Below are 16,637 nucleotides of genomic sequence, written 5' to 3'. Positions count from 1 at the left end.
ACCCATGCTCGTCGAGCTGCAATGGCTTTTCTCCACCCTCTGGGTCGTGTGGTTCTTCGTCCTCTTCGGCGGAATCCTGATCTGGACCCTCAAACCCTCGCGCCGCCAGGACTGGAAGCGGCATGGCGAGATGATCTTCCGCGACGGCGGGAAAGGCTGAACCGATGCCGACCAAGATCGAGAAGGACAGCATCACCGGCCAGGAGACCACCGGCCATGAGTGGGACGGGCTGAAGGAGCTGAACACGCCGCTGCCGAAGTGGTGGCTCTACACCTTCTACGCCACCATCCTCTTCGCAGCGGTCTGGGTGGTGCTCTATCCGGCCATCCCCGTGCAGGGCTGGACGGGGCTGACGGGCTGGACCGCGCGCGGCGCCCTGCCCGCGCAGATGGACGCCGAGCGCGCCCGCCAGGCCCCCATGCTGGCCCGCCTGCGTGAGGTGAGCGCCGAGCAGATCGCGGCCGACCCCGAGCTGCGCGGCTTCGCGCTGGCCGGTGGCCGCGTGGGCTTCGCCAACAACTGCGCCGGCTGCCATGGCGCGGGCGGCCAGGGTGCGAGCGGCGGCTTCCCCAGCCTCGCCGATGATGACTGGCTGTGGGGCGGCAGTTTCGAGGCCATCCACACCACCATCAGCCACGGCGTGCGCGCGGGCGAGAGCGACGAGGAACGCGGCATCGCCATGCCCGCCTTCCTCGCCACCGGCATGCTGACCCAGGCGCAGATCAACGACACGGCGGATTTCGTGCTGAGCCTTTCGGGCCGCAGCGCGGACCCCGCCGCCGTCACCCGCGGGCGCGAGCTCTATGCCGAGAACTGCGCGAGCTGCCACGGCGATGGCGGCGAGGGCAACCGCGACATGGGCGCGCCGCGTCTCAACGACCAGATCTGGCTCTATGGCGGCGACCGCGCCAGCGTGGTGCGCTCCATCGCCTACAGCCGCGCGGGCGTCATGCCGGCCTGGCGCGGGCGGCTCGACCCCGCGATGATCAACATGATCACCGTCTACGTCCACGCCCTCGGCGGGGGTGAGTGAGCACGCCATGAACCAGATCGCGCCGGAGCGGCCGAAGGTGGACAAGAAGCCCGAGCCCTCGCTCTACGCCAGCCACCAGAAGGTCCAGCCGCGCGCGGTCAAGGGGCGTGTGCGCAACATCAAATGGGCCGTGCTGGTCGTGCTGCTGGCCCTCTACTACGTCGTGCCCTGGTTCCGCTGGGACCGCGGGCCCGGCGTGCCGGACCAGGCGGTGCTGGTGGACATCTCCCATGCCCGCCTGTTCTTCCTCTGGATCGAGCTCTGGCCGCAGGAGGTCTATTTCCTGACTGGCGCCCTGGTGCTGGGCGCCATCGGCCTCTTCGCCGTCACCTCGCTCTATGGCCGCCTCTGGTGCGGCTTCACCTGCCCGCAGACGGTCTGGACCGACCTGTTCATGTGGGTGGAGCGCCGCATCGAGGGCGACCGCAACGCGCGCATCAAGCTGGACCAGGGCGCCAAGGATGGCCGCTGGTGGAAGCTGAAGCTCTCCAAGCACGCCGCCTGGCTGTTCATCGCGATGGCGACCGGCGGCGCCTGGATCATGTATTTCAACGACGCGCCAACCGTGACCTGGGCGATGCTGACGGGCCAGGCCTCGCTCACCGTCTATGGCTTCTTCGCCCTCTTCACCGCGACCACCTACGTGCTGGCGGGTGCGGCGCGTGAGCAGGTCTGCACCTATATGTGCCCCTGGCCGCGCTTCCAGGGCGCGATGCTGGACGACAACTCCCTGGTCGTGACCTATCGCGACTGGCGCGGCGAACCGCGCGGCAAGCCCGACGCGGCGCATGGCGACTGCGTGGATTGCAAGGCCTGCGTGCATGTCTGCCCCACGGGCATTGATATCCGCGACGGGCAGCAGCTCGAATGCATCGGCTGCGGCCTCTGCGTGGATGCCTGCGACGACGTGATGGCGAAGCTGGGCCGCGACAAGGGCCTCATCGCCTTCGAGACGCTGAAGAACCTGGCCGCCAGCCAGGCCGCCGTGGCCGGCATGGCCCCCGGCCCCGCGCGCAACGCCGCCGGCATGGCCGCCCGCGTGCCGCAGAAGAAGATCCGCCCCCGCACGCTGATCTATGCGGGCGTGATCATGGGCGTGGTGGCCCTCATGCTGGGCGCCTGGATGCTGCGCGCCACGCTCACCCTCTCGGTCGAGCGCGACCGCGCGCCGCTTTTCGTGCAGCTCTCCGATGGCGGCATCCGCAACGGCTACACGCTGAAGCTCGCCAACAAGACGCGCGGCGAGGATCTGCACCTGGCGCTGGTGCTGGATGGGCCGCAGGGCCTGAGCCTCACCGTGCAGGACGCGATGGAGGACGCCGCCGGCCGCCCCATCCTCACCACGCGCGATGACGGCATCACGCAATGGCGCGCGCTGGTCACCGCCCCGCCCGGCCTCAGGCTGCGCGACAGCACGCCCATCACCTTCCGCCTGGTGGACGGCTCCGGCCGCACGCTGGTGACGCAACACAGCGCCTTCATGGGACCCCGCCGATGAGCATGACGATGGAACGCCCCTCGGGGGAACGCAAAAGCCGCTGGATCCCCTGGGTCTTCGTGGGGGCATGCTGGTGGTGGTCGTGGTGAACGGCTTCATGGCCTACACCGCCATCAGCAGCTTCACCGGCCTCACCACCGGCCAGGCCTATGACCGCGGCCGCGCCTACAACCATGTGCTGGCCGAGGCCGCGCGGCAGGATGCCCTGGGCTGGACGGCGCGCGTGCGCCTGGCGGGCGGGCGCATCACGCTCGCCGTCACCGACCGCGAGGGCCGCCCGGTGCCGGGCGTGGTGGAGGCCTACCTCCAGCGCCCCATCGAGGGCACGCGCGTCGAACTCGGCACCACCACCCCGCGCGAGGGCTTCGCCGCCCCCGACATCGCCTCCGGCCAGTGGGAATTCCGCGGGCACATCCTGGACGGCCATGGCCAGCGCCTCGACATCCGCCACCGCCTGATCTTCCCATGAGCGTCCTCGGCCGCCCCGCGCCACAGGCCGCGCCGCAATCCTACGCCGCCTGCGCGCATTGCGGGGCGCCGAGCTCGACGCGCTTCTGCTGCACGGGCTGCGAGGGCGCGCACCATCTGGTGCAGGGCCTCGGCCTCGACGCCTTCTACCGCAAGCGCGAGGCGGCGGACGGCAACCTCAAGCCCGTGGACCCGCCCAACCTCGATTTCGCCGCGCACGCCGTGGCGCAGAAGGACGGCACGCACCGGCTGGAACTGGTGGTCTCGGGCCTCACCTGCGGCGCCTGCATCTGGCTGGTGGAACAGGCGCTGGCGGCCGAGCCCGATGTGCGGCGCGCCCGCGCCAACCTCTCCACGCGGCGCCTCGTCATCGGCTGGGAAGGCCCGGCCGAACGCGCCAATGATTTTTCCGCACTCATCGCGCGGCTCGGTTTTCGGGTGGCGCCCTTCTCGCCCGCCTGCCTGCGCGCCACCGAGGACGCCGAGGGCCGTGAACTCGCGCGCGCACTCGGCATCGCGGCCTTTGGCGCGATGAACGTCATGCTCGTTTCCGTGCCCGTCTGGGTGGGGGTGGAGCTGGGCGAGCAGTCGCGCCACCTCATGCACTGGCTGGCCGCGCTGATCGGCATGCCGACGGTGCTGATCGCGGGCATGCCGCTCTATCGCGGCGCCTGGCGCGGGTTGCAGGCCGGCCGGCTGAACATGGACAGCGCCGTCTCGCTCGGCGTCATCGCCACCACGCTGATGTCGCTCTCCGAGACCTTCCGCAACGGCGAATACACCTGGTTCGACGGCGCCACGGCGCTGCTGGCGCTGATGCTGGCCGGCCGCCTGCTGGACCGCGCGGCGCGGCGCCGCGCGCGGCAATCGGTGGCCGAACTGCTGGCCTTGCAGGAAGGCCAGGTGCAGGTGCTCGGCGCCCCCGCGCCCATCCCGGTCGAGCGCGTGGCCGTCGGCGCGCGCATCCTGGTCGCCAGCGGCGAACGCCTGCGGCTCGACGCGCGGCTGGACGATGCCGAGGCACTGCTCGACACCGCCAGCACCACCGGCGAAAGCCTGCCCCGCCGCTTCGCGCGCGGTGAGCAACTGGCGGCCGGCGGCGTGAACATGGGCGCGCCCTTCACCGCCACCGTGACGGCGACGGCCACCGACGGCTCGCTGGCCGCCATGGGCCGCTTCCTCGAACGCGCGGAACAGGCGCGCGGCCGCTTCCCCGCGCTCGCCGACCGCGCCGCGCGCATCTACATCCCCATCGCCCACGTCGTCGCGCTGCTGACCTTCCTGGGCTGGTGGCTGTGGGTGGGCGCGCCCTGGCAGGCAGCGCTGGTGCCGGCCGTGGCGGCGCTCATCATCACCTGTCCGTGTGGATTGGCCATCGCCGTGCCGGCCGTGCAGGTCGTCACCTCCGGCGCGCTGTTCCGGCGCGGCGTGCTGGTGGCGTCGAGCACCGGCATCGAGCGGCTGGCGAGCGCCGACCACGTCGTCCTCGACAAGACCGGCACCCTGACCGAAGGCCGCCCCCGCCTGCTGCCCGGCGCCTGGAATGACGAGGATCTGCGCGAGGCCGCCTCCCTCGCCCGCCGCAGCCGCCACCCGCTGGCCCAAGCACTGGTGCGCGCCTGCCCGGACGCGCCGGTGGCCGAGGGCGTGGAGGAATTCCCCGGGCAGGGCCTGCGCCAGGGCAAGACGCGCCTCGGCTCCGCCCGCTTCTGCGGGCTGGGCGAGGACCGCACGGGCATGGGGTTGCACCTCGCCCGCCCCGGCCAGGCGCCCGTCGCCTTCCGCTTCGCCGACGCGCTGCGCCCGGACGCCGCCGCCGCCATCGCGGCCTTCCAGCGCGCGGGGCTTTCGGTGGAACTGCTGTCGGGCGATGCGCCCGAGGTCGTGGCGCGCGTGGCGGCCGAGGCCGGCATCGAGGCCCATCGCGGCGGCGCCAGCCCCGAGGCCAAGGCCGCGCGCATCGCGGAACTCGCCGGCCAGGGCAAGCGCGTGCTGATGGTGGGCGATGGCGTGAATGACGCCGCCGCACTCGCCTCCGCCCATGTCTCCGCCGCCCCGGCCGAGGGCATGGACGTGGCCCAGGCCGCCTCCGACTTCGTGCTGCAAGGCGGCGGGCTGCTGCCGCTGGCCGAGGCCATTTCGCGCGCGCGCCTGGCGCAGCGCGTCGCCGCGCAGAACATCGGCTTCGCCTTCCTCTACAACATCGTGGCGGTGCCGGTGGCCATACTGGGCTTCGCCACGCCCCTGATCGCGGCGCTGGTGATGGCGAGTTCCTCGCTCGCCGTCATCGCCAATGCGCTGCGCCTGCAGAAGGAGATGCGCTGATGGACATCCTGGTGTGGCTGATCCCGCTGGCGCTGTTCCTGGGTGGCCTGGGGCTGCTGGGTTTCCTCTGGGCCATGCGCTCGGGGCAATACGAGGATCTGGACGGCGCCGCCGCCCGCATCCTCTTCGACGACGATGATGTCAGGAAGGACAAACGCTGATGCCTGTTTCCTCTTTCGTGTTCCTCGTGCTGGCCGCGCTGATGGTGCTGGCCGGCATGTTCGTGGTGACCGTGGCCGAGGGCTTCTTCTACGCCTGGGGCCTGATGCTGATCGCCTTTGGCCTGTTCTATGGCTACGGCATCGTGAAAAGGTATTTTGATGCGCAGGACCGCGCGCGGTCCTGATTTGTGCCCTCAAGCGCCTCGTGCCGGAGGCACGCCTTCGGCGTGACGCGCGCGCTCCGCGCGCTTGGCTTGCGCGCCGTGCGCTGGCGTGCCCGGCGCGAAGGTTGGTTTGGGCGCGCCGGCCGCGTCGCGGCCGGATTCGTCAAGGGCGGCGCGGTTTTGCAGAAGTCTCACATGCTGACCACGGCGCGCGGCCGCCCCACCAACCCCGCGCGCATGTTCACGCAGGCACCGGCGTGAACACCTGCTTCAGGCACCGAATGCCAAAGGCCGTGCGCGTGTGGCGCACGCCGGGCAGGCGGTAGATCTTCTCGCGCAGCAGGCGTTCATAGCCCGCCGTGCCGCCCACCGCGGCCTTCAGGATGTAGTCATATTCCCCCGTCACCAGCCAGGCCTCGATCACCTCGGGCATGGCGGCGATGGCCTGCTCGAAGTCGCGCAGCTGCGCCTCGTCATGCTTCTCGGTCATCACCTCGATGATGACGGTGTCGGGCAGGCCCAGCGCCGCCTGGTCCAGCTCTGCGCGATAGCCGCGGATCACCCCCGCCTGCTCCAGCTTCCGCACCCGCGCCCAGCAGGGTGAGGGCGAAAGCCCCACCCGTTCGGACAATTCCGCATTGCTCAGCCGCGCCTCGCCATGCAGCGCGCGAAGAATACGGCGGTCAATCGCGTCCATGGCAGCAGATCCTTCCAGGATTTCGGCAGTGCACAACAGGATACGGCAGGAAATCTTGCGCGAACCCGCGCAAGCTTCCAAGCTTCAAGGCCCGGGAGGCTTCCATGAACAGCATCATCCGCCCCGACATCACGCTCGAGGAACGCTGGGACGCCGCCGGCCGCGAAACCCTGCTGACCGGCACCCAGGCCCTGGTGCGCCTGCCCCTGATAGTGCGGCAGCTCGACGCCGCCGCGGGGCTGGACACCGCGGGCTTCATCAGCGGCTATCGCGGCTCGCCCCTCGGCGGCTTTGACCGGGAATTGGCGAAGCAGCACAAGCGCCTCCAGGCGCAGCAGATCCATTTCGAGCCGGGCCTCAACGAGGACCTGGCCGCCACCGCCTGCTGGGGCACGCAGCAGGTGGGGCTCTACCCCAACGCCAAGCACCAGGGCGTCTTCGCCATCTGGTATGGCAAGGGGCCGGGGCTGGACCGTTCGGGCGATGTGCTGCGCCACGCCAACGGCGCCGGCACCGCGCCGCTCGGCGGGGTGCTGGCCCTGGCGGGGGATGACCCGGCCTCCAAATCCTCCACCGTCACCTCGGGCTGCGAATACGCCTTCGCCGACCTCGAAATCCCGCTGCTCGACCCCGCCGATGTGGGGGAGGTGCTGGAGTATGGCGTGAAGGGCATCGCCCTCTCGCGCTTCTCCGGCCTCTGGGTCGGCCTCAAATGCGTGGCCGAGACCATGGACGCCACCATGAGCCTGACGGTGGACCCCGCCAGCTTCGCCACCGTGACGCCGGACATCCCCCTGCCCGAGGGCGGGCTGCACATCCGCCTGAAGGACGCGGCGCTGCCCATCGAGGAGCGTGTGCGCCATCACAAGCTGCCCGCCGCGCTGGAATTCGCCCGCGCCAACAACCTCAACCCCGTGATCTGGAACGCGCCCCATCCGCGCTTCGGCATCGCGGTGCGCGGCAAGGCCTGGTCCACGCTGAAGCAGGCCCTCGCCGATGCCGGCATCACGCCGGAGCTGGCGCGGATGATGGGCCTCGTCATCTGGAAGCCCGGCCTCGTCTGGCCGCTGGACGCGCTGGCGGCGCGCGACTTCGCGCGCGGCCTCGACACCATCCTGGTGGTGGAGGACCGCCGCGCCTTCCTCGAAACCCAGCTGCGCGAGGCGCTCTACGACCTTCCCACCCGCCCCAACATTCGCGGGAAGGACGTGCTGAGCGACCTCGCGGAACTCGACGCCGCGCAGATCCTCCGCGCGCTGGCCGCCACCCTGCCCGAGGGGCTGCGCACCGAACAGCTCACGGCGCGCGTGGCGGAGCTGGACGCGCTGGCGGCCCAGGCGGCGGAACCCCTCTCCCTCCGCCAGCCCTATTTCTGCCCAGGCTGCCCGCACAACAGCTCGACCAAGGTGCCCGAGGGCAGCCATGCGCTCGCCGGCATCGGCTGCCACTACCTCGCCAAGGACATGAACCGCGAAAGCGACCTCTTCACCCATATGGGCGGCGAGGGCGCGCCCTGGATCGGCCAGCACCTCTTCACCGAGACCCCGCACGTCTTCGCCAATATGGGCGACGGCACCTACGCCCATTCGGGCAGCATGGCCGTGCGCGCCGCCATCGCGGCCAAGGCGACCATGACCTACAAGATCCTGGTGAACTCCGCCGTCGCCATGACGGGCGGCCAGGCGCCGGAGGGCGAGGTGACCGTGCCCCGCATCGCCGCCCAGATGGTGGCGGAAGGGGCGGCGGCCGTCGTCATCGTGGGCGACGACCCCGACCGCCACCGCGGCGACCCGCTCATTCCCCGCTCCGTCACCTTCCACCCGCGCGCCGAACTCGACGCCGTGCAGCGGCGCCTGCGCGAGACGCCGGGCGTCACGGTCCTCATCTACGACCAGCAATGCGCCACCGAACGGCGGCGGCTGCGCAAGCGCGACCTCTCGCCGCGCGCCACCAAGCGCGCCGTCATCAATCCGCGCGTCTGCGAGGATTGCGGCGATTGCTCGCGCGTCTCCAACTGCATCGCGATCGAGCCCATCGAGACGGAATGGGGCCGCAAGCGCCGCATTGACCAGTCCGGCTGTAACCAGGATTTTTCCTGCGTGGAGGGCTTCTGCCCCTCCTTCCTGACGCTGGAGGGCGCGGAGCCCACGCGCCCGCCCGCCCCCACCCTGGAGGGCGAACCGCCCGAGCCCACCCTCCCCGAACCCCGCCGCGGCGAGGCCTGGAACCTGCTGCTGGCGGGCGTGGGTGGGCAGGGCGTCACGGCGCTTTCCGCCATCCTCGCCATGGCGGCGCATATGGAAGGCCGCCCGGTGCGGACGCTGGACATGCTGGGCCTCGCGCAGAAGGGGGGCGGCGTCTATGCCCAACTTCGCATCGGCCAGCCCGGCGGCAGCGTGGCCAATCCGCGCATCGGCCAGGGCCAGGCCGATGCCGTCATCGCGGCCGACCTGGTGGGCGCGCATGGCAAGGTGGCGCGCCCGCTGCTGGGCCCGGGCCGCACCCGCGTGGTGGTCAGCGCCAATGTCTCGCCCACCGGCCGCTTCGTGCTGGACCCCGAGACGCGCGAGGACGCGCCCGCCATGCTGGAAAGCGTCCGCGCGGTGGCGCGCGAGGTGGTGGCGCTGGACGGCGCCCGCCTCGTGGAGCGCGACTTCGGTGACCTCATCTTCCTCAACATCTGGCTGCTGGGTGCGGCCTGGCAGCGCGGCCTGGTGCCCATGGGGCGCGAGGCGCTGCGCCAGGCCATCACCCTGAACGGTGCCGCGGTGGAGCGGAACCTCACTGCCTTCGAGGCCGGCCGCCGCGCGGCCGAGGCCGCGCCCCGTACGCCCGAAAGCCTGGAGAGCCTGATCGCGCGCCGCGTGGCGGACCTGACGGACTACCAATCCGCCCGCTACGCCCGCGCCTATGCCGAGTTCGTGGCGCGCGTGCGCGAAACCGAGAGCGGCGTGATCCCGGGCGAGGAACGCCTCTCCCGCGCCGTCGCCACGCAGCTCTACCGCCTCATGGCCTACAAGGATGAATACGAGGTGGCGCGGCTGCACACGGACCCCGCCTGGCAGGCGGAACTCGGCCGCCGCTTCACGGGCACCACGCGCATCAACATGCACCTGGCGCCGCCCCTGCTCTCCAAGGGCGAGCGCCCCGCCAAGCGCGCATTCGGCCCCTGGATGCTGCGCGCCATGGGGCTGCTGCGCCACGGCAAGGCGCTGCGCGGCACCCCGCTGGACCCCTTCGGCCGCACCACCGAACGCCGGATGGAACGCGCGCTCATCGCGGAGTATCGTGCGGGCATCGAGCGCGCCTTGGCGCAACTGACGCCCGCGAGCCACGCCCGTGCCTGCGACTGGGCCGAGGCCGCCGCGGGCATCAAGGGCTTCGGCCCCATCAAGGCCGCGAATGTGGAGAAGGTCCGCGCCCGCTGGGCCGAACTGGAGGCCTGATGTTCAACCTGCCCGAGGCCACGCGCGAACTCCGCGCCACCGCGCTGGACTTCGCCCGCGACCGCATCGCCCCCCATGCGCAAGCCTGGGACGAGGCGCGGCATTTCCCGGTGGAGGTGCTGCGGGAGGCGGCGGGCCTCGGCATGGCCGGCCTCTATGTGCGCGAGGAGAGCGGTGGCGCCGGCCTCACCCGCCTCGATGCCGCCGTGGTCTTCGAGGCGCTGGCCACCAGCTGCCCCACCACCAGCGCCTTCCTCTCCATCCACAACATGGTCGCCTGGATGGTGGACCGCTGGGGCAGTGACGCCCAGCGCGCCGAATGGCTGCCCGCGCTGCTGACCATGGAGAAGGTCGCCAGCTACTGCCTGACCGAGCCCGGCTCCGGCAGCGACGCCGCCGCCCTTTCCACCCGCGCCGCGCGCGACAATGAAGGCTATGTGCTGAACGGCACCAAGCAGTTCATCAGCGGGGCGGGTGCCGCGGACCTCTACCTGACCATGGTCCGCACCGGCGGTGCTGGCGCGGATGGCGTGTCCGCGCTGCTGATCCCGGCCGGCACGCCCGGCCTCTCCTTCGGGGCCAACGAGAAGAAGATGGGCTGGAACGCTCAGCCCACCCGCCAGGTCATCCTGGAAGATGCCCGCGTGCCCGCCGCCGCCCTGCTGGGCGAGGAAGGCCAGGGCTTCCGCTACGCCATGGCGGGCCTCGATGGCGGACGGCTCAACATCGCCGCCTGTTCGCTGGGGGGTGCCCAGGCCGCGCTCGACATCGCGCTCGCCTATGTGAAGGAACGCCGCGCCTTCGGCCGCCCCGTGGCGGATTTCCAGGCCACCCAGTTCAAGCTGGCCGACATGGCGACCGAGCTGGAGGCGGCCCGCACCCTGCTCTGGCGCGCCTGCGCCAAGCTGGACGAAAAGGCGCCCGATGCCGGCGCCTTCTGCGCCATGGCCAAGCGCTTCGTCACCGACACCGGCCACCGCGTGGCCGATGACGCGCTGCAATTGCTGGGCGGCTATGGCTATCTCGCCGATTACGGCATCGAGAAGATCGTCCGTGACCTGCGGGTGCATCGCATCCTGGAGGGCACCAACGAGATCATGCGCGTCATCATCGCCCGCCACCTGTTGCGGGGCTGATCCGCGCGGATTTCGCTTGCCGCCGGTTGCCCCGCGGCGCTACCTCGCCACCATGCGTAGCTTCGTGGTGGCGCTGGCCGCCCTCGCCCTTCCTGCCCTGCCCGCCGCCGCGCAGCCCGCGCTGGTGATCCCGCCTGGCGAACAGGTGGTGGTGCCGCCGCGCGGCGCCCCCGTCGTCTCGCGGCCCCGCCCCGTGCTGCCGCCGGCCGGCGCGCCGCAAGCGACAGTCACGGCACCGATGCAGGCCGCCCCCCCGGCGCTGGGCACCGTCACGGGCGGCACGGGGCTGACGGCGCCGGCGCTGATCGTGCCCCTGGCCGCGCTGGGCGCGATCGCGGCGGGCAGCCTGCCCGGCGGCGGCGGCGGCACCACGGCGCCGGCGCGCACACGCTGAATCAGGCCAGTAGCGAAACGATCTCCGGCAGCAGCGCGGCATCGCCCACGGCGATGACATCGCCCGCGCTGTCCAGCGTCAGCGCGTGCCCCCGCCAATCCGTCATGCGGCCGCCCACGCCTTCCACCACCGGCACCAGCGCCGCCCAGTCCCAGGGCTTGAGCGTGGCCTCGACCACCGCATCCACCAGCCCCAGCGCCACCAGCCCATAGGCGTAGCAATCCCCGCCCCAGGTCACGCGGCGGGCCGCCTGGCGCACCCGCTCGAAGCCCGGGCGCTGCGCGGCATCGAAGATGTCGGGGGAGGTGACGGAGAGTTCCGCCTCGGCCAGCCGCGCGCAGGGGCGCACCCGCGCCGCGCCGCCCAGGGGCGAGGTGAAGCGCGTGCCCTCGCCCGCCACACCCACCCAGCGCTCGCCCGTCACGGGCTGGTCAATCAGCCCCAGCACGGGCACGCCCCGGTGCAGCAGGCCGATCAGCGTGCCGAAGAGGGGGCGTCCGGTCAGGAAGGCGCGGGTGCCGTCAATCGGGTCCAGCACCCAGAGGTATTCGGCATCGCCGCGTTCGGTGCCGTATTCCTCGCCCATGATGCCATGGCTGGGGAAGCGCTCGGCCAGGAAGGCGCGCAGGGCGCGTTCGGCGGCGCGGTCGGCCTCGGTGACAGGCGAGGCATCGCCCTTCGCCTCCACCAGCAGGGCGGAGCGGAACAGCGGGCGAATCGCCTCCCCCGCCAGATCCGCCGCCGCCTCCGCCGCGGCGACGAGCGCCGGGTCGAGCCTCAGGGCAGCGGCACCGGGCTGTTGGACAGGCTGCGCAGGTAGGCGATGATGTCCGCCCGCTGCTGCGTGTTGGCAATGCCGGCGAAGGCCATGCGCGTGCCGGGCATGGCGCGGGCCGGGGCGGCGATGAACTGGTTCAGCGCCTCGAAATCCCAGGGCTTGTCGGCCAGGGCCCGGTTGGCGGCGGAGTAGTTGAAGCCCTCCACCCGTGCATGGTTGGCGCCCACGATGCCCCAGAGGTTCGGGCCCACGCCGTTGCGCCCACCCTCATTGAAGCTGTGGCAGGCGGCGCAGGCGCGGCGGGCGGCGGCGGCGCCATTGTCCACATTGGCCTCGGCCAGCAGGGGCCCGATGGGCTCGACCGTCGGGGCGGCGGCGGTGGGCGCCGGGGCGGCCGCGGCCTGCACCGCCGCCGGGTCGCGACCCAGGCTGATGGCGGGCTCGGCCAGGCGCTTGGGGTGGATCAGCACCTCAGCCACGATGCCGGCGCCCATGAAGGCCACACCCGCGGTCAGCACGGCCGCGGCGATCTTGTTGAACTCAAGGCTCATGCCGAGCTCACCCTTCCTCGTTCCCGGCGGCCGTTGCGCGGATTTGCGCGAAGGCCAGCCCTGACTTATGCGTTCGGGACCACATAGCTGCCACCCGCCGCCGCATCAACCGCCCAAGGCACGGGTTTCGTCTCCGGAACGCCCGCAACCCCTTCTTGAACACGAGACCATGAGCCAGACCATCGCCTTCCAGGGTGTCCCCGGCGCCTATTCCGATCTCGCCTGCCGCCAGGCCTATCCGGGCTGGGCCACCCTGCCCTGCCCCAGCTTCGAGGCCGCGATGGAAGCGGTGCGCGAGGGCCACGCCCAATTGGCCATGCTGCCCTGCGAGAATTCCCTGGCCGGCCGCGTGCCCGACATCCACCGCCTGCTGCCCGAATCCGGCCTCTCGGTGGTGGGCGAGCATTTCGAGCGCGTGGAGCACTGCCTGCTGGCCCGCCCCGGCGCGACGCTCGCCACCATCCGCCGCGCCCACAGCCACCCGATGGCCCTGGGGCAGGTGCTGAAGGTGATGAAGGAGCTGAACCTCACCCCCGTCATCCAGGCCGACACGGCGGGCGCCGCCGAACTCATCGCGCGCGAGGGCACGGTGGAGGACGCGGCGGTGGCGAGCGAACTGGCCGCCGAGGTCTATGGCCTCGACATCCTGCGCCGCAACGTTGAGGACGCCTCCCACAACACCACCCGCTTCTACGTGATGGCGCGCGAGCGGAAGATGCCCGCGCTGGGCACGCCGCACACGCTGACCACCTTCGTCTTCCGGGTGCGGAACATGCCGGCCGCGCTCTACAAGGCGCTGGGCGGCTTCGCCACCAACGGCGTGAACATGACGAAGCTCGAAAGCTACATGCTGGACGGCGCCTTCACCGCGACCCAGTTCCTCTGCGACGTGGACGGCCACCCGGACGACCCCGCCCTCTTCCGCGCCTTCGAGGAGCTGCGCTTCTTCTCGCGCGAGGTGAAGGTGCTGGGCTGCTACACGGCGCACCCCTTCCGGGTGGCGCATGAGGGGCGGTAGAGCCGGCCTTATCTGAGCCTGAGGCACCGCCCCAACGCCTGCCGCAGCGCGGCCTCCGCGCCGCCCATGCCCAGCGCGCCCTGGGGCATGCCATCCACGGCCAGCTCCACCGGCGTCGCGGCATGGGCCAGCAGGCGTGCCACCTCGGGCGCGCCATGCACATCGGCGCGCCACAAGGCCTCCAGGGGCGAGTGGCGCAGGAAGCTCACCTGCAGGCGCTGCCCACCCGTCTCCAGCGTGATGTCCACGCGCGGCGGCATGGGGCCCATGAAGGCGGCCTCCGCCACCGGGTTCAGCGGCCCGTCGCAATAGAGGTTCAGCCCCCGCACCATCCCCAGCGGCGGGCTGGCCGCCGTGGCGCGCGGCGCCGTCTCCAGCCGCCAGGCGGGGCCGGTGGCCACCGGCGTGGCGGCGACGGCCGGCGCGGGCGGCATGGGGACGGCGACGAAGAGGTTGCCATCCCAGGCCAGCGCCTCATGCCCCAGGACCAGCACGTCGCGGTCGGCGCCGGGGCGGATGTCCACGCCTTCCGCCAGGCGCTCCAGCACCCGCCGCGTGCCGCCCGGGAAGCTCACAATCACATGCACCGGGCATTCGCGGCCCCGGCAGAAGGCCCCCGTCGCCCCCGGGCAGGTCATGGCCGAGACATCCACCACGAAATCCGGCCGCCCATCGGGCGTCAGATTGGCCACGCGGACGAAATTCGGCCCGAAGCTCGGCACCTGGCCCGAACGGGCGCGGCAACCGGCGGTCAGTTCGCCGCGGATCTGGGCGATTTCAGGCGGCTCGGCCGGGGTGGGCTGGGCGAAAGCCGGAGGCGCCAGCAGCAGAGCGGCCAGGAAAAGCGCACGAACGCCCATGGCCGGCGCCGCCCGGTCAGGGTCGCAGCCGCTCGACCCCACCCGGCGCGGGCAGGTTCCGGCGGCGCAGGCAATCGCGATAGGCCTGGGACAGAGCCTCCTGCCGGGCGGCCTCGGCGCGGGGGCTCGGGCCATAGGCGGCAGGGCCGGCCTGGGCACCCCAGTTGCGCACCGCCGGCGTGGCCTCGGCCTCGGCACGGCACTCGGCATTGGTCATGGGGGCGCCGCCGCGCAAGGGCTCATTCGGCTGGGCGCAGGCCGCGAGCACGAACAGCATCAGGAAGGGCGCATGCCTCATGCCGACATCCAGTCCTCGATCAGGCGGCGCGCGATCGAATCGGCGCGCGGCAGGGAAAAACCATGGGAAGCGGGGTCGCGAATCTGCTCGCGGGTGAACCAGCGGGCGTCCTGCAATTCCTCGTCGTCCAGCGTGATGGCATCGCTCAGCCCTTCGGCGTGGAAGCCGATCATGATGGAGGAGGGGAAGGGCCAGGGCTGCGAGGAATGGTAGGTCACGTCGCCCACCTCCACGCCCGTTTCCTCCATCACCTCGCGGCGCACCGCCTCTTCGAAGCTTTCGCCGGGTTCCACGAAGCCCGCCAGGGTCGAATACATCACGCTGTTGGGGAAGCGGCGCGAATGGCCCAGCAGGCAGGCATCGCCGCGCACCACCAGCATGATCACGGCCGGGTCGGTCCGGGGGAAATGCTGGGCGCCGCAGGCGGTGCAGACCATGGCGTGGCCGGCGCTGCGCGCCTCGCACACCCCGCCGCAGACGCCGCAAAACCGGTGCTTCACGCGCCAATGCATCATGCCGCGCGCATGGGCCAGTACGCTGGCCTCGCCGGGCGGCAGCAGGCCGGCCACGGCGCGCAGATCGGTGAAGGCGCCCATCTCGGGCGGCAGCAGGGGCAGGGGGTCATCGGCGGTGGAGCAGTCCACGGCGAAGACGGGGCGCTTTTCCCACAGGCCCAGGAAGGCCCAGGGGCCGCCCGCCATCCGCACCGCCTCCGCACCCGGGCGGGAGAGCAGCACAGCCTCCGGCCGGCCCTCCTCCACGCCGCGCATCAGGTTGCGGGCGCGCCAGACCGGCACGAACAGGGTGGCGTCATCGGCCAGCGCGGCCTCGATGAAAGCCGGGTCGTCGCGCAGCTTGCCCGCACGGTCGAGCGGGCTGCCGGTGTAGGCGTTGGCGCGTTGGGCGGGAATGGCGAGCATGGAGCGACACTAGGCCGCCCCCGCACGCCCGCCAACTGTCCGGTCAGACCAGCATCCAGGCCACGGCGAAGCCGACCACCACCAGCACAAGGCTCGTGATCAGGATACGGCGGATGCGGCCATTGCCGACAATGCGGCCCTGACGCGCTTCCTGCCCGCTCAGATTCCGGTTGGGGTCGAGGTCGCTCATGTCGGGTCTCCTCCCTATGCGGCCGCGGCCTGAAGCCGGGCTCAGGCCATCAGCCGGGCGAGCACGAAGCCGAGCACGACCAGGATCAGGCTGGCCAACAACACCCAGCGCATCACACCCAGCGTCTTGCCCTGGCGGGCTTCCTGGGCATCAAGGTTCTTGTCAGGGTCCATCTTTTCCATGTCAGGCCAACGCGAACCACGCCCCCTGGTTGCGCGCGCCCGCCGATGAGGGGTGCCGCGGAGAGGGCGCCGCCCTCCCCGCACCCCTCCCGCCGAGGGCCCAGGCCCTCGGAACCCGTTTGGCTTTTTTGAATGGGGATTTGGAGGGAGGGGCATGGCCTGCGCGTGACGACGCGCGCTCCCGCGACGCCCCTCCCTCCAAATCCCCACTGAAGCGAAAGGGGGTCAGGGGCCCATGGCCCCTGGCGGGGGCGCGGGGGCGGCAGCCCCCGCCACGCGCATCCTCACCGGGGGCGGGTGCCAAAGCGGGGGGCGCGTGCTATATGTGGTCGCGGAAGGTCGGTGCGGACGGGCTCCTCGCCAACCCGGTCAGGTCCGGAAGGAAGCAGCCGTAACGGGTTCTTGCCCGGGTCGTGTCCGGCCTTCCACCGTCTTTTCGCCACCAGGACCCATGCCCAGCGATCTCGAGCGCGACATGAGCCCGGCGGAGGCCGAAGCCGGCCTCCCCGAGCCCCCC

The 16,637-nt window shown here is 71.7% G+C and carries 20 protein-coding genes and 1 other RNA gene; 13 read left to right on the top strand and 8 right to left on the bottom strand.

All coding sequences use genetic code 11. From position 1 onward, the window contains the following. The first annotated feature begins 4 nt into the window (after window positions 1-4). The 8 genes from ICW72_RS16335 to ICW72_RS16300 all read left to right on the top strand — a co-directional run bounded on the left by ICW72_RS16335 (window position 5) and on the right by ICW72_RS16300 (window position 5,911). Window positions 5-160, top strand: a complete 156-nt coding sequence (locus ICW72_RS16335; RefSeq protein ID WP_191083677.1) for a cbb3-type cytochrome c oxidase subunit 3 — start codon at window positions 5-7, stop codon at window positions 158-160. Window positions 161-164: 4 nt separating this feature from the next. After that, window positions 165-1,034: a cytochrome-c oxidase, cbb3-type subunit III gene (gene ccoP / locus ICW72_RS16330; protein ID WP_191083676.1), complete on the top strand. Its 870-nt coding sequence runs from the start codon at window positions 165-167 to the stop codon at window positions 1,032-1,034. Window positions 1,035-1,041: 7 nt separating this feature from the next. Beyond that, window positions 1,042-2,532, top strand: coding sequence for a cytochrome c oxidase accessory protein CcoG (ccoG, locus tag ICW72_RS16325; protein ID WP_191083675.1), 1,491 nt, complete (start codon window positions 1,042-1,044; stop codon window positions 2,530-2,532). Window positions 2,533-2,599: 67 nt separating this feature from the next. Further along, window positions 2,600-3,001, top strand: coding sequence for a FixH family protein (locus tag ICW72_RS16320; RefSeq protein WP_191083674.1), 402 nt, complete (start codon window positions 2,600-2,602; stop codon window positions 2,999-3,001). After that, window positions 2,998-5,325, top strand: coding sequence for a heavy metal translocating P-type ATPase (locus tag ICW72_RS16315; RefSeq protein WP_191083673.1), 2,328 nt, complete (start codon window positions 2,998-3,000; stop codon window positions 5,323-5,325). Before ICW72_RS16320 ends, ICW72_RS16315 begins: the two co-directional genes overlap by 4 nt. Beyond that, window positions 5,325-5,486 carry a cbb3-type cytochrome oxidase assembly protein CcoS gene (ccoS, locus tag ICW72_RS16310; protein ID WP_184382752.1) on the top strand — a complete coding sequence of 54 codons (162 nt, stop codon included), beginning with the start codon at window positions 5,325-5,327 and terminating at the stop codon, window positions 5,484-5,486. Before ICW72_RS16315 ends, ccoS begins: the two co-directional genes overlap by 1 nt. Beyond that, complete coding sequence (locus tag ICW72_RS16305) at window positions 5,486-5,671, top strand: hypothetical protein (protein WP_191083672.1); 186 nt, start codon at window positions 5,486-5,488, stop codon at window positions 5,669-5,671. Before ccoS ends, ICW72_RS16305 begins: the two co-directional genes overlap by 1 nt. Before the next feature lie 42 nt (window positions 5,672-5,713). Beyond that, window positions 5,714-5,911: a hypothetical protein gene (locus ICW72_RS16300; protein ID WP_191083671.1), complete on the top strand. Its 198-nt coding sequence runs from the start codon at window positions 5,714-5,716 to the stop codon at window positions 5,909-5,911. Here the strand turns inward: ICW72_RS16300 and ICW72_RS16295 are convergent. Then, a complete protein-coding gene (locus ICW72_RS16295; RefSeq protein WP_191083670.1) occupies window positions 5,892-6,347 on the bottom strand; it encodes an Lrp/AsnC family transcriptional regulator in 456 nt (151 codons plus the stop codon). The two genes, ICW72_RS16300 and ICW72_RS16295, sit on opposite strands and share 20 nt — an antisense overlap. 104 nt (window positions 6,348-6,451) lie before the next feature. On the opposite strand from ICW72_RS16295, the gene ICW72_RS16290 reads away from it, so the two are divergent. Genes ICW72_RS16290 through ICW72_RS16280 form a run of 3 tightly spaced genes read left to right on the top strand, consistent with a single transcriptional unit; the run spans window position 6,452 to window position 11,323 of the window. After that, a complete protein-coding gene (locus ICW72_RS16290; protein WP_191083669.1) occupies window positions 6,452-9,793 on the top strand; it encodes an indolepyruvate ferredoxin oxidoreductase family protein in 3,342 nt (1,113 codons plus the stop codon). Beyond that, window positions 9,793-10,929 carry an acyl-CoA dehydrogenase family protein gene (locus ICW72_RS16285; RefSeq protein ID WP_191083668.1) on the top strand — a complete coding sequence of 379 codons (1,137 nt, stop codon included), beginning with the start codon at window positions 9,793-9,795 and terminating at the stop codon, window positions 10,927-10,929. The genes ICW72_RS16290 and ICW72_RS16285 overlap by 1 nt, the downstream gene beginning before the upstream one ends. A gap of 52 nt (window positions 10,930-10,981) precedes the next feature. Further along, window positions 10,982-11,323 carry a hypothetical protein gene (locus tag ICW72_RS16280; RefSeq protein ID WP_191083667.1) on the top strand — a complete coding sequence of 114 codons (342 nt, stop codon included), beginning with the start codon at window positions 10,982-10,984 and terminating at the stop codon, window positions 11,321-11,323. A gap of 1 nt (window position 11,324) precedes the next feature. Here the strand turns inward: ICW72_RS16280 and hisN are convergent, their stop codons facing one another. Both hisN and ICW72_RS16270 read right to left on the bottom strand, forming a co-directional pair. Then, complete coding sequence (gene hisN, locus ICW72_RS16275; RefSeq protein ID WP_191086297.1) at window positions 11,325-12,104, bottom strand: histidinol-phosphatase; 780 nt, start codon at window positions 12,102-12,104, stop codon at window positions 11,325-11,327. Then, window positions 12,101-12,652: a c-type cytochrome gene (locus tag ICW72_RS16270; protein WP_191083666.1), complete on the bottom strand. Its 552-nt coding sequence runs from the start codon at window positions 12,650-12,652 to the stop codon at window positions 12,101-12,103. The genes hisN and ICW72_RS16270 overlap by 4 nt, the downstream gene beginning before the upstream one ends. A gap of 169 nt (window positions 12,653-12,821) precedes the next feature. Here ICW72_RS16270 and ICW72_RS16265 point away from each other — a divergent pair, with 169 nt between their 5' ends. Continuing rightward, complete coding sequence (locus tag ICW72_RS16265) at window positions 12,822-13,670, top strand: prephenate dehydratase (RefSeq protein ID WP_191083665.1); 849 nt, start codon at window positions 12,822-12,824, stop codon at window positions 13,668-13,670. Window positions 13,671-13,678: 8 nt separating this feature from the next. On the opposite strand, the gene ICW72_RS16260 is transcribed toward ICW72_RS16265, so the two are convergent. From ICW72_RS16260 to ICW72_RS16240, 5 genes are read right to left on the bottom strand one after another with little or no spacing between them, the layout of a single operon-like run. Continuing rightward, complete coding sequence (locus tag ICW72_RS16260) at window positions 13,679-14,530, bottom strand: hypothetical protein (RefSeq protein WP_191083664.1); 852 nt, start codon at window positions 14,528-14,530, stop codon at window positions 13,679-13,681. 16 nt (window positions 14,531-14,546) lie between these two features. After that, window positions 14,547-14,828: a phosphoribosylamine--glycine ligase gene (locus ICW72_RS16255; protein WP_191083663.1), complete on the bottom strand. Its 282-nt coding sequence runs from the start codon at window positions 14,826-14,828 to the stop codon at window positions 14,547-14,549. Further along, window positions 14,825-15,748, bottom strand: coding sequence for an NAD(+) diphosphatase (gene nudC / locus ICW72_RS16250; protein WP_191083662.1), 924 nt, complete (start codon window positions 15,746-15,748; stop codon window positions 14,825-14,827). Before nudC ends, ICW72_RS16255 begins: the two co-directional genes overlap by 4 nt. Before the next feature lie 43 nt (window positions 15,749-15,791). Further along, complete coding sequence (locus ICW72_RS16245) at window positions 15,792-15,938, bottom strand: hypothetical protein (RefSeq protein WP_191083661.1); 147 nt, start codon at window positions 15,936-15,938, stop codon at window positions 15,792-15,794. A gap of 41 nt (window positions 15,939-15,979) precedes the next feature. Then, window positions 15,980-16,120, bottom strand: coding sequence for a hypothetical protein (locus tag ICW72_RS16240; RefSeq protein WP_191083660.1), 141 nt, complete (start codon window positions 16,118-16,120; stop codon window positions 15,980-15,982). A gap of 333 nt (window positions 16,121-16,453) precedes the next feature. Here ICW72_RS16240 and ffs point away from each other — a divergent pair. Continuing rightward, an RNA gene (gene ffs, locus ICW72_RS16235) (signal recognition particle sRNA small type) lies at window positions 16,454-16,550 on the top strand. Window positions 16,551-16,637 lie beyond the last annotated feature (87 nt).

It is taken from the genome of Roseococcus microcysteis (genome assembly GCF_014764365.1).
GTDB classification, from domain to species: Bacteria; Pseudomonadota; Alphaproteobacteria; order Acetobacterales; family Acetobacteraceae; genus Roseococcus; species Roseococcus microcysteis.
The sequence above is the reverse complement of the archived record's forward strand: the minus strand, read 5'-3'. Positions and strand labels throughout refer to the sequence as shown.